Genomic DNA, 15649 nt, shown 5'->3' with positions numbered 1-15649 from the left:
GTTGACCTATGAAAGATGGTTTCGAGCGTGGGCTAACCGCCGAAGACATAGGTCCGGATGACGCGGAAAACATCACCGAACCGGATTTCATGGCTCTGGAAGAGCGGATCATGTTCGATGGCGCGATTGGCGCCGAGGCCGTCGACGCGGCTGTCGATCACGCATCTGATGACGCGTCCGAGCCGACAGCTACTGCCGAAAATATCGAAGCGGCCGCATCAGCCATGGTCGTCCCGCCCGCCGATCGCTCGGAGATCTATTTCGTCGATTCCAGCGTGGACGATTCAGAGGGTCTGATTTCGGCCATTCCAGATGGGGCCGAAGTGGTGGTGCTGGATGCGGGGTCCGACGGCGTCGAGCAGATTGCCTCGGTGCTTGAGGGCCGCACTGGAATTGATGCCATCCATATTTTGTCCCACGGTGAGAGTGATCAGATAAGGCTGGGCGATGCGACGCTGGATGCCGCCAGCATCGATGGTGGCCATGCTGATGAGCTTGCGACGATCGGTGCTGCGCTGTCCGATGATGCGGACATCCTGATCTATGGCTGTGATTTCGGTCAGGATGATGCAGCCATTGCCGCATTCGCCAGGGCGACCGGTGCCGATGTCGCGGCCTCGAGCGATGCGACCGGCGCCGCGGATCTCGGAGGTGACTGGATTCTGGAGGTCAACACCGGCGGCATCGAAGCCGCGGCCCTGAGTGCCGAAGGATACGGCGGCCTTTTGGCCGTGCCTGAGGTGACGGCGCCTAACAATGTGCTGAACGGGTCGGAGGACGCTGACCTGACAATCAGCAGCGTGTCTGTCGCGGACGCAGATGGTGACACACTGACCGTAACGCTGGACGTTGGCAACGGAACGATCACGCTTGCGCAGACAACCGGCCTGACCGTGACCGGCGACGGGAGCGGCGCGGTCTCGGTCACTGGTGATGCGGCGGATATCAACAATGCGCTGTTGGGGATGACCTACCGGGCGATAGCTGACTACAACGGCTCCGACACCCTGACGGTCACTGCCGATGATGGCAGCACGTTCAGCAGCGACAGCGTGGCCATCAATGTCTCCGCAATCAACGACGCACCCACCTTGACGCCAACCGCTATCTCCGCGGACGAGGGCGGAACCACGACGATCACCGAAGCCGCTTTCGGCGTCTTTGATCCCGACGTCGATCCCCTCCTGAACACGGACCCGCAGCTTGCCAAGCAGCTCGTTTTCAAGGTCGACGCAAGCAACATGCCAACCCAGGGCACCCTGCGACTCAACGGGCAGGCGCTTCTGGCGGGCAGCACGTTCTCGCTGCAGGATGTCCGGGACGGAAACCTGACCTATGTCCATGACGGGACCAACGTATCGCCCGGCGATACCGATGTCTTTGCGGTCACGATCAACGACGGCGGCGGCAGCGGCGATATCGGCCCGGCAAACGTCACGGTCAATCTGCAGCCGGTGAATGATGCGCCTTCCATTGGCGGAAGCCCGGAGGTATTCGAGGGCGAGGGGAATGAGGACGAGTTCGGTAATCCGGGTACCGTCACTGCGGCTGCCGATATCGGGGGCAGCCTGACGATTTCCGACGTGGATGATACGATTGCTGCGTCTCAAATCACCATCACGAACATCAATAATGATGGCGAAGGCACGCTTTTCTGGGATGCGAACGGTAACGGACGCCTCGACGCCGGCGAAGCGCTTTCGGGCGGCGAAACCTTTGCCGCAAGCGAGTTAGCAAATGGCCGTTTGCGTTTTGCGCATAATGGCAACGAGCCTGACGGGACCAGCCCCAGCTTTGACATCGAGGTGACGGACTCGGGTGGTGGCGCCGGTATTGCAAACGCCCTGAGTTCAGGGCCGCAGACAATCGACATCACGGTCAACCCCAACAATGACAACCCGGAACTGACAACCAATTCATCGGTCACTATTACTGCGGGCGGCGGCGATACCGTTTCGATCGATAACACGATGCTGCAGGCGACAGATGACGATACCGGCATTCAAAGCATCGTCTATACCGTGACCCAGGTGCCGATTAAGGGCGAACTGCGCCTCGACGGCGAAGTGCTGGGCATGGGCGCTCGCTTTACCCAAGCTGATATCGATTCAGGTCGCCTCGACTACAATCGCACCGAGAGCTTTGTTGACGGCGACACCGACACGTTCCGCTTTGACGTGCGCGACTCCACGCAACGCGCCTTCAACAACCCCGGCGTCGAAGGTGCTGATCGCAATCCCGATGGCACGATCAGGGAACATACCTTCACGATTGATTTCTCATTGAACGAAGCGATCGGCACACCGCCCGGACCGGCAGCGCCCGGTCGCTCCGGCATCGTCGAGGTCGGCTCGTCCACCAGTACCGGTGTGACAGTGACCGAAGACGATGGCGTGGCCGGTGGAATCGACACCACCACGATCACCTCGGCCGAGTTGCAATATAACTTGCAGACCAATGACGGCAGCGGCGGAACACTGGTTGTTCCGGCCGCTGAAACCGTCTATCGGATCACCTCGGCCCCCGGCAACGGGACGCTCCTGCTCTCGGGTTCCGCACTCGGCGATTTCGACACCTTCACGCAGGCTGACATCGACGCGGGAAATCTGCAATTCGTTCACGATGGGTCCGAAACCCATCAGGGTGGATTCCAGTTCAGCGTCACAGTCGGAACCGACGCCGAGTTCGCGGGCGCGTTTACCCTGAACGCGATCCCCACCAACGATGCCCCTACAGTCACGACCAGCGATCCTGGCCTATTCCCCGAAGGTGGAACCATCAGGATCACTGCGTCAGAAATCGTCCTGAGGGATGTCGACACCGCCAATGAGCCGGGTGAACCTTCGGGTGAGGCGCGCGTTGACGATTTGATGTTCCGTATCACGTCGCTACCCGCGACCGGCACGCTCGAGCGGTTCGATGGCACCAACTGGGTTGCGGTCACATCAGATGATCTGCTGTCATCGGATCTTCTGACCACCAGCGTGGACGGCGAGACGAGCGGCCTGCGCTACATCCATGACGGTTCCGAGAATTTTGCGGATTCATTTAACGTCGAAGTGCGCGATGATCTGACCTTCGCCAGTGCCTTTGATGCGCAAAGCCAGTCGGGCGTCGGGGCGGCCGCGCCCAATAACCTCAGTTCGACGGCGACAGTCGACCTGACGATGGCGCCGCAGAACGACGCCCCCATCGCTCCGCAAGGTCCATCCGATCCGGATACGACGATCATCGACGCCAACGGGGTTTCCCAGACGACAGCCAATGACCCGCTTTACCTTGCCGAGGGCGATACCGGAACGATCAACGACACATTGCTGAAGACGGTCGATCCTGACAATACGGACACCGAAACCCTCCAGTACCGGTTGACCGGCAGCCCTGCGAACGGGACGCTGATGCTGAACGGTGGTGGGCTGGGTGTCGGGTCGACCTTCACGCAAGCGGACATCGACGCAGGTCGCGTGACCTACGAGCATGACGGTACCGAGAATTTCAGTGATCAGTTCATGTTCGTCGTCAGCGATTCCGTCAACGACCATGTCTATGCGCCTGAAGGGGCGGCAGGTGAATCCACTTTCGAGATTTTCGTAAATGCGGGGCGCAATGACGCGCCCGAGATCGTCAACAACGGCGACAGTACGGTCAATGTCTTCGGCACGTTCACCCACAATTTCGGTAACGATCTGATCATTGCCGATGAGGATCTGGCCATCATCGACGCAGCGGCCGGAGAGATCGATTTCATACAGGCGACAATCGTGCTGAAGGACAGCAGCGGCAACAATGTCGATCTGTCGGGCACGGGCGGCATAACGCTGGGCAGCCTGACCGGCCTGACGTTGATTGACAGTGATGACAGCAACGGTGATCTGGTCGTGCAGGGAACGCTTGCTGATGTGCAGGCGGCGCTGACCGGCCTTGAGATCGAACTGCCCAACGTGGACCACAATGACACCTTCACTCTTGACGTCACCGTCGACGACCGCCTGCGCGATGGCAGTGGCACCTTGACAGGCGGCGCAAACGGCGGCGCCGCGAACGAGGATGGTACACCTGTCAACGCCGTGAACAACAGCGATACACTGAGCGTCACATTCCGGGCGTCCGACGACAACGACGATCCAGTTGCGACCGCGATACCCGGCGACCAGATGGTGAACGAAGACACCGTTCTTGACCTGTCCGGTTATGTGATCGACGATGTCGATGCCTTCGGCAGCGATCTGACCGTCACGCTGAATGTGACCAATGGTCATCTCAGCGTCACGGGCGATGCCACGACCGGCGATCCCTCGACACTGATGCTGACCGGCACGGTGGACGAGGTCAACGCCCAGCTTTCTCAGTTGACCTATATTGCGGACGCGGATTTCCACAGCCCCGACGGCACCACCCGGGTCAATGACGACACGCTGACCATCACTGTCAACGATGGCGGCAACAGCGGGACAGGCGGCGGCACGGATGTGGCGCTGACGCCGACGCAGATTGCGATCAATCCGGTCAATGACGCACCGACAGTAACCGTGCCGGGCACGCAGACTATGTCCAGCGGTGTTTCGATCACGATCGGCGGTGTTGATGCACCGGTTGTTGGTGACCCACAAGACGCGAACAATCTCCCGTTCAATGACGTCCAGCAACTGACCGTCCGCGTGCCGGCCGGCACGGGCACCCTGACAGGCTCAGGCGCCTCAGGGCTACCGGATCTGAGTCCTCTCACTCCCCACGAAACGACGTTCGTGGGCACACTTGCCGAACTCAATGCAGAGCTGGACGGCCTCACGTTCACGCCGACAGACCCCAACGCCGACAGCACCGTAACTGTAGAGGTCGAGATCGACGATCTGGCAAACGGTGGCGTGGCATTGCCGAATGGTGTTGGGCTGGCCCTGACGGCCAGCGATAACTTTGACATTCAAATCTCAGGCGTCAACGATGCGCCTGAGATACGGACGCTCACCGATCAGACTGTCCTGGAAGACACCAGCCTGACGTACTCCAGCGGGAACGGCAATGCCTTCACGATCTTCGATTCCGACCAGTTCGGCGCCGATATGGTCGCGACCGTCTCAGTAAACTACGGAGTCGTGACGGCGGCCAGCGGCTCTGGTGCCACGCTGACGGGTGATGGATCGACGACCCTGACCATCACCGGGACTCAGAGCGAAATCAACGCGGCGCTCGACGGGCTGGTCTATGCGCCCGACGCTGATTTCCATACCGACGGGACCGGCATTTCTGACACCATCACGGTAACAATTGATGACCTGGGCAACACCGGCACTGGCGGCCCCCTATCCGACAGCCAAACGGCGGCAATCAATATCACTCCGGTGAATGACCGTCCGATCGCGTCGGGCGGCCCCGTAGACGTCACCGCGTCCGGCGAAGATCAGACCGGCACCAGCCAGACGCTGTCCGGCCTGCTCAGCGGCAATTATAGCGACGCCACGGACGATCAGACTCCCACTGGCGGCGACACCTCAACACCGCTCAGCTTTGTGGCTATCGTCGGGTCCACAGGTTACGATCCGGCACAGGGCACGTGGCAGGTCAGCGACGGCAGCGGCGGCTGGATCGACGTCCCCGCCAGCGGGCTGAACGTAGGCAACGCACTGATCGTCGAGGCAAGCCGCGATATCCGTTTTGTTCCGGCCTCCGATTTTCACGGCACGCCCGGCACGCTGGATGTCCGCCTTGCCGATGGTGACAGCATCGATACGATCACCGCTAGCACCGGAGCGGGCGATCTGAAAGACCTGTCCACTGAGGGCGGCACCGGCCAGACCGGCCGCTGGTCCGCCGGTTCGGTGACAATCCAGACTACTGTCACGCCAGAAAACGACGCGCCGACCGGATCAGATACCACCCTTGCCGCGATCGACGAGGACAACATCACCCCATCGGGCGACACGGTGAGCAACCTGTTTACCGGGGGCTATGACGACAGCACCGACGACCAGACCAGTATCCCCGGCGGCGGTGATACCAGCACCCCACTGGGCGGCATTGCAATCATCAGCAGCGCGGCTAACGCTGCCACAGAAGGCACCTGGCAATACCGCCAAGATGGCGCCGTGGGCTGGACGGATGTCCCACAGGGTGCCGGTGATGATACCAGCGCCACGCTGCTGTCCAACAATGCCGAGCTGCGCTTTGTGCCGGTCGGTGATTTCAACGGCACCCCGGGTGAGCTTATCGTTCGGGTTGCCGACGCGCCCCAGTCCTATAGCGCCAGCACCAACATTTCCGGCGTTGTAGGCGATGATTCCAGCCGCGACACCGACATCTGGTCGGCGCTGATCAACTTGAATACATCTGTCACCCCACGCAACGATGCTCCGGTCATTGGCGGCACGGGTGCCTCTGTGACTGTCAGCGAAAGCAGCGATCCCAACGGTGGCACAACGCCACAACAATTGGTTACCGGCGCGACGGTCTCGGACCTTGATATCGCGACGACTGCGGGACTGGGGCAGTTCGGCGCGGGTACGATCACGGTTTCAATGGACGGCGGCGGTCAATCGTTCGACCAGCTCACGATCACCAACAGCGGGCTGGCGGGTATCGCCAGCGTCAGCGGCGGCAGCAATGGCGCCGATCTGGTTGTCACTCTGGCGACCACGGCGTCAACTTCGCAAGTCGAGGCAATCGTCGAGGCTCTGCGTTACAACAGCAACTCCGATACGTTCGGTGGTACGCGCAACATCACGATCACACTGAGCGACGGCAACAACGACAATGGCGGGGGCAATGATGCCGGCGGTCCCACCGCGCTGACGGATAGCCTTAGCGCGTCGGTGACGATCACCGAGGTGAACGATCCGCCCGCTGGGGCCGACAACACGGTAAGCACACTTGAGGACACCGCCTTCGTATTCGGTGCTGGCGACTTCAACTTCACCCAGCCAGGTGGAGAGACGGACGTCATGGACGGGGTCCGTATTGATACTCTGCCCGCGACCGGCACGCTCGCGCTGAACGGCATCCCGGTCAGCGTCGGCGACATCATCCCGCAAGGTGATATCACCGGCGGCAATCTGACCTATACGCCAGCTCTGGACGCAAACGGCACCGGCCTTGCCAGCTTTACTTTCTCGGTGCGCGACGATCGTGGCGGCTTTGACACCACGCCGAAGACGATGACGGTCGATGTGACCCCGGTCAACGACGCGCCCTCGGCAAGCCCATCCCAGAACTTCACTGTCGGCGAAGACGACGGCACTCAGACCGTTACTGGCTTCATGCAATCCATCGAAGAAGGCGGCGCAGCAGACGAGGACGGTCAGGTCGTCTCGTTCAGCATCAAGAGCGTGTCTGACGGCATCAATTTCTCGGCTGCCCAGCTGTTCGACACATTGCCGGTGTTCACCACCGCGTCGGGGGCGGGTAATACTCTGGTGTTTGCGCCAAGCGACATCCTCGCCCACGGTGAATCGGAAACCGTGACCGTCACGGTCGGCGTGACCGACGATGGCGGCACGGCAAACGGCGGCATCGACACAGGTGCTGACCAGACGTTCACGATCACCATCACGGGTGCGAATGACCAGCCGGTGGTGGACACGCCGCTGCCGGATCAGAGCGACAATGACAGCGACACGATCAGCGTCGATGTTTCGGGCAACTTCTCGGACCCTGACGGCAGCGACACCCTGAGCTTTTCGGCCACCGGCCTGCCGCCGGGGCTGAGCATTGATCCGGGCACGGGCGTGATCAGCGGTACGATTGATGCCGATGCCTCGGTCTCCGGGCCCTATACCGTGACCGTTACGGCGGATGATGGCCATGGCCTGCCCAACAGCAGCCAGAGCGACAGCTTTGTCTGGACGGTCGGCAACCCCGCGCCGGTGGCGGTGGATGACATCGACAGCACCGACGAGGACACGGCGATCAGCCGCGACGCGGCCAGCGGCGTGCTGCCCAACGACAGCGATCCCGACGGGGATGCGCTGGCGGTCAGCCAGGTTGATGGCGCGGCGGGCAATGTCGGCGCTGCGGTGGCTGGCTCCAGCGGCGGGCTGTTCACGATCAATGCCGACGGCTCCTACGATTTCGATCCGAACGGCGAATACGAGAGCCTGGCCCCGGGCGAGAGCGCGACCAGTTCGGTCAGCTACGAGGTCTCTGACGGCGAGGGCGGCTTTGATACCGCCACGCTCACGATCACCATCACGGGTGCGAATGACCAGCCGGTGGTGGACACGCCGCTGCCGGATCAGAGCGACAATGACAGCGACACGATCAGCGTCGATGTTTCGGGCAACTTCTCGGACCCTGACGGCAGCGACACCCTGAGCTTTTCGGCCACCGGCCTGCCGCCGGGGCTGAGCATTGATCCGGGCACGGGCGTGATCAGCGGTACGATTGATGCCGATGCCTCGGTCTCCGGGCCCTATACCGTGACCGTTACGGCGGATGATGGCCATGGCCTGCCCAACAGCAGCCAGAGCGACAGCTTTGTCTGGACGGTCGGCAACCCCGCGCCGGTGGCGGTGGATGACATCGACAGCACCGACGAGGACACGGCGATCAGCCGCGACGCGGCCAGCGGCGTGCTGCCCAACGACAGCGATCCCGACGGGGATGCGCTGGCGGTCAGCCAGGTTGATGGCGCGGCGGGCAATGTCGGCGCTGCGGTGGCTGGCTCCAGCGGCGGGCTGTTCACGATCAATGCCGACGGCTCCTACGATTTCGATCCGAACGGCGAATACGAGAGCCTGGCCCCGGGCGAGAGCGCGACCAGTTCGGTCAGCTACGAGGTCTCTGACGGCGAGGGCGGCTTTGATACCGCCACGCTCACGATCACCATCACGGGTGCGAATGACCAGCCGGTGGTGGACACGCCGCTGCCGGATCAGAGCGACAATGACAGCGACACGATCAGCGTCGATGTTTCGGGCAACTTCTCGGACCCTGACGGCAGCGACACCCTGAGCTTTTCGGCCACCGGCCTGCCGCCGGGGCTGAGCATTGATCCGGGCACGGGCGTGATCAGCGGTACGATTGATGCCGATGCCTCGGTCTCCGGGCCCTATACCGTGACCGTTACGGCGGATGATGGCCATGGCCTGCCCAACAGCAGCCAGAGCGACAGCTTTGTCTGGACGGTCGGCAACCCCGCGCCGGTGGCGGTGGATGACATCGACAGCACCGACGAGGACACGGCGATCAGCCGCGACGCGGCCAGCGGCGTGCTGCCCAACGACAGCGATCCCGACGGGGATGCGCTGGCGGTCAGCCAGGTTGATGGCGCGGCGGGCAATGTCGGCGCTGCGGTGGCTGGCTCCAGCGGCGGGCTGTTCACGATCAATGCCGACGGCTCCTACGATTTCGATCCGAACGGCGAATACGAGAGCCTGGCCCCGGGCGAGAGCGCGACCAGTTCGGTCAGCTACGAGGTCTCTGACGGCGAGGGCGGCTTTGATACCGCCACGCTCACGATCACCATCACGGGTGCGAATGACCAGCCGGTGGTGGACACGCCGCTGCCGGATCAGAGCGACAATGACAGCGACACGATCAGCGTCGATGTTTCGGGCAACTTCTCGGACCCTGACGGCAGCGACACCCTGAGCTTTTCGGCCACCGGCCTGCCGCCGGGGCTGAGCATTGATCCGGGCACGGGCGTGATCAGCGGTACGATTGATGCCGATGCCTCGGTCTCCGGGCCCTATACCGTGACCGTTACGGCGGATGATGGCCATGGCCTGCCCAACAGCAGCCAGAGCGACAGCTTTGTCTGGACGGTCGGCAACCCCGCGCCGGTGGCGGTGGATGACATCGACAGCACCGACGAGGACACGGCGATCAGCCGCGACGCGGCCAGCGGCGTGCTGCCCAACGACAGCGATCCCGACGGGGATGCGCTGGCGGTCAGCCAGGTTGATGGCGCGGCGGGCAATGTCGGCGCTGCGGTGGCTGGCTCCAGCGGCGGGCTGTTCACGATCAATGCCGACGGCTCCTACGATTTCGATCCGAACGGCGAATACGAGAGCCTGGCCCCGGGCGAGAGCGCGACCAGTTCGGTCAGCTACGAGGTCTCTGACGGCGAGGGCGGCTTTGATACCGCCACGCTCACGATCACCATCACGGGTGCGAATGACCAGCCGGTGGTGGACACGCCGCTGCCGGATCAGAGCGACAATGACAGCGACACGATCAGCGTCGATGTTTCGGGCAACTTCTCGGACCCTGACGGCAGCGACACCCTGAGCTTTTCGGCCACCGGCCTGCCGCCGGGGCTGAGCATTGATCCGGGCACGGGCGTGATCAGCGGTACGATTGATGCCGATGCCTCGGTCTCCGGGCCCTATACCGTGACCGTTACGGCGGATGATGGCCATGGCCTGCCCAACAGCAGCCAGAGCGACAGCTTTGTCTGGACGGTCGGCAACCCCGCGCCGGTGGCGGTGGATGACATCGACAGCACCGACGAGGACACGGCGATCAGCCGCGACGCGGCCAGCGGCGTGCTGCCCAACGACAGCGATCCCGACGGGGATGCGCTGGCGGTCAGCCAGGTTGATGGCGCGGCGGGCAATGTCGGCGCTGCGGTGGCTGGCTCCAGCGGCGGGCTGTTCACGATCAATGCCGACGGCTCCTACGATTTCGATCCGAACGGCGAATACGAGAGCCTGGCCCCGGGCGAGAGCGCGACCAGTTCGGTCAGCTACGAGGTCTCTGACGGCGAGGGCGGCTTTGATACCGCCACGCTCACGATCACCATCACGGGTGCGAATGACCAGCCGGTGGTGGACACGCCGCTGCCGGATCAGAGCGACAATGACAGCGACACGATCAGCGTCGATGTTTCGGGCAACTTCTCGGACCCTGACGGCAGCGACACCCTGAGCTTTTCGGCCACCGGCCTGCCGCCGGGGCTGAGCATTGATCCGGGCACGGGCGTGATCAGCGGTACGATTGATGCCGATGCCTCGGTCTCCGGGCCCTATACCGTGACCGTTACGGCGGATGATGGCCATGGCCTGCCCAACAGCAGCCAGAGCGACAGCTTTGTCTGGACGGTCGGCAACCCCGCGCCGGTGGCGGTGGATGACATCGACAGCACCGACGAGGACACGGCGATCAGCCGCGACGCGGCCAGCGGCGTGCTGCCCAACGACAGCGATCCCGACGGGGATGCGCTGGCGGTCAGCCAGGTTGATGGCGCGGCGGGCAATGTCGGCGCTGCGGTGGCTGGCTCCAGCGGCGGGCTGTTCACGATCAATGCCGACGGCTCCTACGATTTCGATCCGAACGGCGAATACGAGAGCCTGGCCCCGGGCGAGAGCGCGACCAGTTCGGTCAGCTACGAGGTCTCTGACGGCGAGGGCGGCTTTGATACCGCCACGCTCACGATCACCATCACGGGTGCGAATGACCAGCCGGTGGTGGACACGCCGCTGCCGGATCAGAGCGACAATGACAGCGACACGATCAGCGTCGATGTTTCGGGCAACTTCTCGGACCCTGACGGCAGCGACACCCTGAGCTTTTCGGCCACCGGCCTGCCGCCGGGGCTGAGCATTGATCCGGGCACGGGCGTGATCAGCGGTACGATTGATGCCGATGCCTCGGTCTCCGGGCCCTATACCGTGACCGTTACGGCGGATGATGGCCATGGCCTGCCCAACAGCAGCCAGAGCGACAGCTTTGTCTGGACGGTCGGCAACCCCGCGCCGGTGGCGGTGGATGACATCGACAGCACCGACGAGGACACGGCGATCAGCCGCGACGCGGCCAGCGGCGTGCTGCCCAACGACAGCGATCCCGACGGGGATGCGCTGGCGGTCAGCCAGGTTGATGGCGCGGCGGGCAATGTCGGCGCTGCGGTGGCTGGCTCCAGCGGCGGGCTGTTCACGATCAATGCCGACGGCTCCTACGATTTCGATCCGAACGGCGAATACGAGAGCCTGGCCCCGGGCGAGAGCGCGACCAGTTCGGTCAGCTACGAGGTCTCTGACGGCGAGGGCGGCTTTGATACCGCCACGCTCACGATCACCATCACGGGTGCGAATGACCAGCCGGTGGTGGACACGCCGCTGCCGGATCAGAGCGACAATGACAGCGACACGATCAGCGTCGATGTTTCGGGCAACTTCTCGGACCCTGACGGCAGCGACACCCTGAGCTTTTCGGCCACCGGCCTGCCGCCGGGGCTGAGCATTGATCCGGGCACGGGCGTGATCAGCGGTACGATTGATGCCGATGCCTCGGTCTCCGGGCCCTATACCGTGACCGTTACGGCGGATGATGGCCATGGCCTGCCCAACAGCAGCCAGAGCGACAGCTTTGTCTGGACGGTCGGCAACCCCGCGCCGGTGGCGGTGGATGATGCCTATGTCGTCGATGAGGACCGAACGCTTACCGTTCCCGGACCAGGTGTTTTGGGCAATGATGCGGATGCGGACGGTGACACACTGTCGGTCGCAGTCGCAACCGGACCCTCCAATGGTAGTCTGACGCTTAATCCCGACGGATCCTTCATCTATGTCCCGAACCGGAATTTCAACGGCACCGACAGCTTCACGTATACTGTGACAGATGCCGACGGAGCCACAGACACGGCGACCGTGACCATAATCGTCAATCCTGTCGGCGAGTTCTCGGGGAATGTCGAGCGACCGGTTGATGATGAGCGAACGGAAATAGATGGCCTTCCGCTCGCCGGCATCTATGCGGACCCGATTGTCGATCTGGTAGCTGGGCAAGAAAGTGATCTATTCAGCACCCCGGCCCTGATGTCTGACATCAACACCGGCCTCGGGGTGGATCATCCGATCCTGACGGCCGTGAATGCGATTCAATCTCTGGACGGCACGCCTCTGCTTGCGGCCGAGGCGAGAAGTGGCGTCGAAACGATCTTTGCTCAGGGTGTGGTCGCGACCGCAGTTGACGGGGTCGGGTTCGCGCCCATCTTTGCCGACGGGGTTTTCGCGATGCGCGATTTCAATGATCGGCTGGAACGGTTGTCGGAAGAGGGGCAGCGCATTCACCTCGCTGATGTGACGACACCCCGAGGTGATCGCCTGCAAATTGCGGCAAATGTGTCTGATGGCGGGCGCGTGGTGCTGCATGGTTTCGCTCAAAATGCCGCCGGTCTGCCATTGGCGATCGAGACGATTGAAGTTATTGACAGCCACGGTGTATCGGTCGAGTTCGGTGGCGGTGGCGGTGGCGGTGGCGGTGGCGATGGCGATGGCGGTGCTGTTCTGGCTATCGACACTTGGCGCGACCGGTCTTCGATTGAATTCGGTCTGTCCAACGGACACACCGTGTCAATCGAGATCGACCTGCCCAGAACTGACAATGTCCCGGGAATTGGGCTCAATGTTCGCGAAGTCCTAGACACGACATTCACGGCACAAACCGAAAAGCTGGTCTTTGCCAGCGACGCCGAGGCGTCAAGATTGATACAGGCTGTAGCAAGGGTCACGACATGACAAACAAAGTCCGGATAGCCTCCGGTAAAATCGAAGAGATCCAAAAGGCGTGCCCGGTTCGTCGCAGCCTGCAGGCGGGGACAGGTGTGCTGGCCTTGGTGGCCATTGCCGGATGTACGGTCACTCCCAAGCCGTTCACGAAAGCAGAGATGGAGGCGTTTGCCGCTGACCGGGAGCGTCGGGTCATCTCTGAAAACCAGGCGCCCGTGACGCAGAGCATCGACATTTACGAGGCGATGGCGCGCGCGTTGAAATACAATCTGGATCACCGAATGGAAATGGCTGATCTGGCCCTGAGAAGCGCAGAGTTTCGCGAGGCCGAATTCGACATGCTGCCCGAACTGGTGGCGAAGGTCGACTGGTCAGACCGGAGCAACGATCCGTTCTCGCGCTCCCTCAATCAGGACGGCACCGTTGACCCGCTTGCCTCGACCTCGGCCGATCCGGGCAGCGATACGGGAAGTTTGGAGCTGAGCTGGGATATCCTGGACTTCGGCCTGTCCTACTACCGCGCCAAGCAGGCCGGCGACCGCTTCTTCATTGCCGAGGAACAACGCCGCTCAGTGATCAACCGCGTGATCGAGGATGTCCGCACTGCCTATTGGCGCGCGGTCGCAGCCGAGCGCCTTCTGGGGCAAATTGGCGAACTTGAGAATCGAGCGCAAGCGGCCTTGAATGTGGCCCGTCGGCAGGTCAGCAATGGTGAAGGTGACAGGTTGGAAGCGCTACGCTTCCAGCGCGAAATGTTGGACACACTTCGGACCACGCAGGAGCTGCGTCGGGATCTATTCGTGGCCAAGAACCAGCTGGCCGCATTGATGAATTTGCCGCAGAACCAGCAGTTCTCGGTTGCCGTACCGAAGCGTGCCCGCCTGAAAACGCCCATCACCGCCCTCTCTTCGGAAAAGATGACAATGATGGCGCTGCGCAACCGACCTGAAATGCGCGAGGTCGCTTATCGATTGCGTATCAATGAAGAAGAAGAAAAAGCGTCTGTGCTGGCGCTACTTCCATCCATTCGCGGCTATCTCGGTGTCAACTATGATTCCAACGATTATCTCGTGAATGAGAATTGGACTGGATGGGGTGCCCGCGTGTCTTGGGACCTGATGAACCTTGCCAAATACCCGCAGACGAAAAATCGTGTCGCGCGTCAGGATGATCTTCTGGATGCCCGTTCGCTGGCATTGTCGCAGGCGATCGCCACTCAGGTTTTCGTTGCAAACAAGCGGTTCCACAGCCTGCAGCAGGAGGCCGAGACAGCGCGCCAATACCACAACACCTCCGATCAAATCTTTTCGCAGGCGCGCAACGAATATCAGACAGGTGTGGGCTCTCAACGAGAACTCGTGCGCGAAAACCTCAAGGCGATCCTTGCATCGTTGCGTTATGATGCGACTTACGCGGAAATGCAGGGGGCGTTTGCAAATGTTTACGCGGCGGTCGGCCTCAACGCCTACGATGGAAAGCTCACCGGCCAGGAAAGCGTCGAGGTCCTCTCAGGCGCATTGCGGAAAATGTGGAGCGAACGCGGAGACAAGGGGTAAATTCAACAGCGGGCCTGACTTCTAATGGCCTTGGCATCCTCGCTCCGTGCATGATCATGTTCATCTGGTCGAGGCCGCACGTGGTTATGTCCATTTCTTGAACATAAATGGTCAGTCTGGCATCAGCGACCTTCAGGAGCAGCGAGCCTGAGCCGCAGGTTGGGTCATATACGGTCTGCTGGGGGCTGTTGGCGCAATTGACAGCTGCGACAGTATAAACCACGCGCGAAACCTCGGCGGGGGTTTAGAACTGACTTTTGCTCCGCCCCACTGGCAGGTTGTTACGCCGCCGTTGACACCGGGGCCACGCTGGTCATTGCCAAGCTCGACCGGCTGAGCCGCAATGCGGTGTTCCTGCTGACCCTACGTGACAGTGGCGCGCGCTTTCTGGCGGTGGACATGCCCGAGGCGAACGATCTGACCGTCGGCATCATGGCCCTCGGGGCCCAGCAGGAAAGAGAGGCGATCTCCCGACGCACGAAAGAGGCGCTGGCGGCGGCGAAGGCGCGCGGTGTGACGCTCGGCAATCCCAACGGGGCAGCGGCGCTCAAACGGGCAGGGAAGGGGGGCGTGGCGCTGCGCGCGACTTGTCTGACGTCAGCGCCTATGGGTCCAAATAGCTGCATTTGATAAGGGAGAGTTTCTGGCTCA

Annotated in this window: 3 protein-coding genes and 1 pseudogene; 3 read left to right on the top strand and 1 reads right to left on the bottom strand. The window is 62.2% G+C overall.

The annotated features are described in order from the left end of the window. The first annotated feature begins 8 nt into the window (after positions 1-8). Together U3654_RS12950 and U3654_RS12945 are read left to right on the top strand one after the other, a co-directional pair. Positions 9-13451, top strand: a complete 13443-nt coding sequence (locus tag U3654_RS12950) for an Ig-like domain-containing protein (protein WP_324751965.1) — start codon at positions 9-11, stop codon at positions 13449-13451. After that, a complete protein-coding gene (locus tag U3654_RS12945) occupies positions 13448-14998 on the top strand; it encodes a TolC family protein (protein ID WP_324751964.1) in 1551 nt (516 codons plus the stop codon). The genes U3654_RS12950 and U3654_RS12945 overlap by 4 nt, the downstream gene beginning before the upstream one ends. Here U3654_RS12945 and U3654_RS12940 read toward each other — a convergent pair. Beyond that, positions 14922-15230, bottom strand: a pseudogene (locus U3654_RS12940) (N-6 DNA methylase); the annotation flags it as partial. The gene U3654_RS12945 and the pseudogene U3654_RS12940 overlap by 77 nt on opposite strands. Between U3654_RS12940 and U3654_RS12935 the strand changes: the two are divergent. After that, a complete protein-coding gene (locus U3654_RS12935) occupies positions 15203-15628 on the top strand; it encodes a recombinase family protein (RefSeq protein WP_324755284.1) in 426 nt (141 codons plus the stop codon). The pseudogene U3654_RS12940 and the gene U3654_RS12935 sit on opposite strands and share 28 nt — an antisense overlap. The last annotated feature ends 21 nt before the right edge of the window (positions 15629-15649 follow it).

Origin of the sequence: Roseovarius sp. Pro17, assembly GCF_035599575.1 — a bacterium.
In the GTDB taxonomy this organism is placed as follows: Bacteria; Pseudomonadota; Alphaproteobacteria; order Rhodobacterales; family Rhodobacteraceae; genus Roseovarius.
The sequence above is the reverse complement of the archived record's forward strand: the minus strand, read 5'-3'. Positions and strand labels throughout refer to the sequence as shown.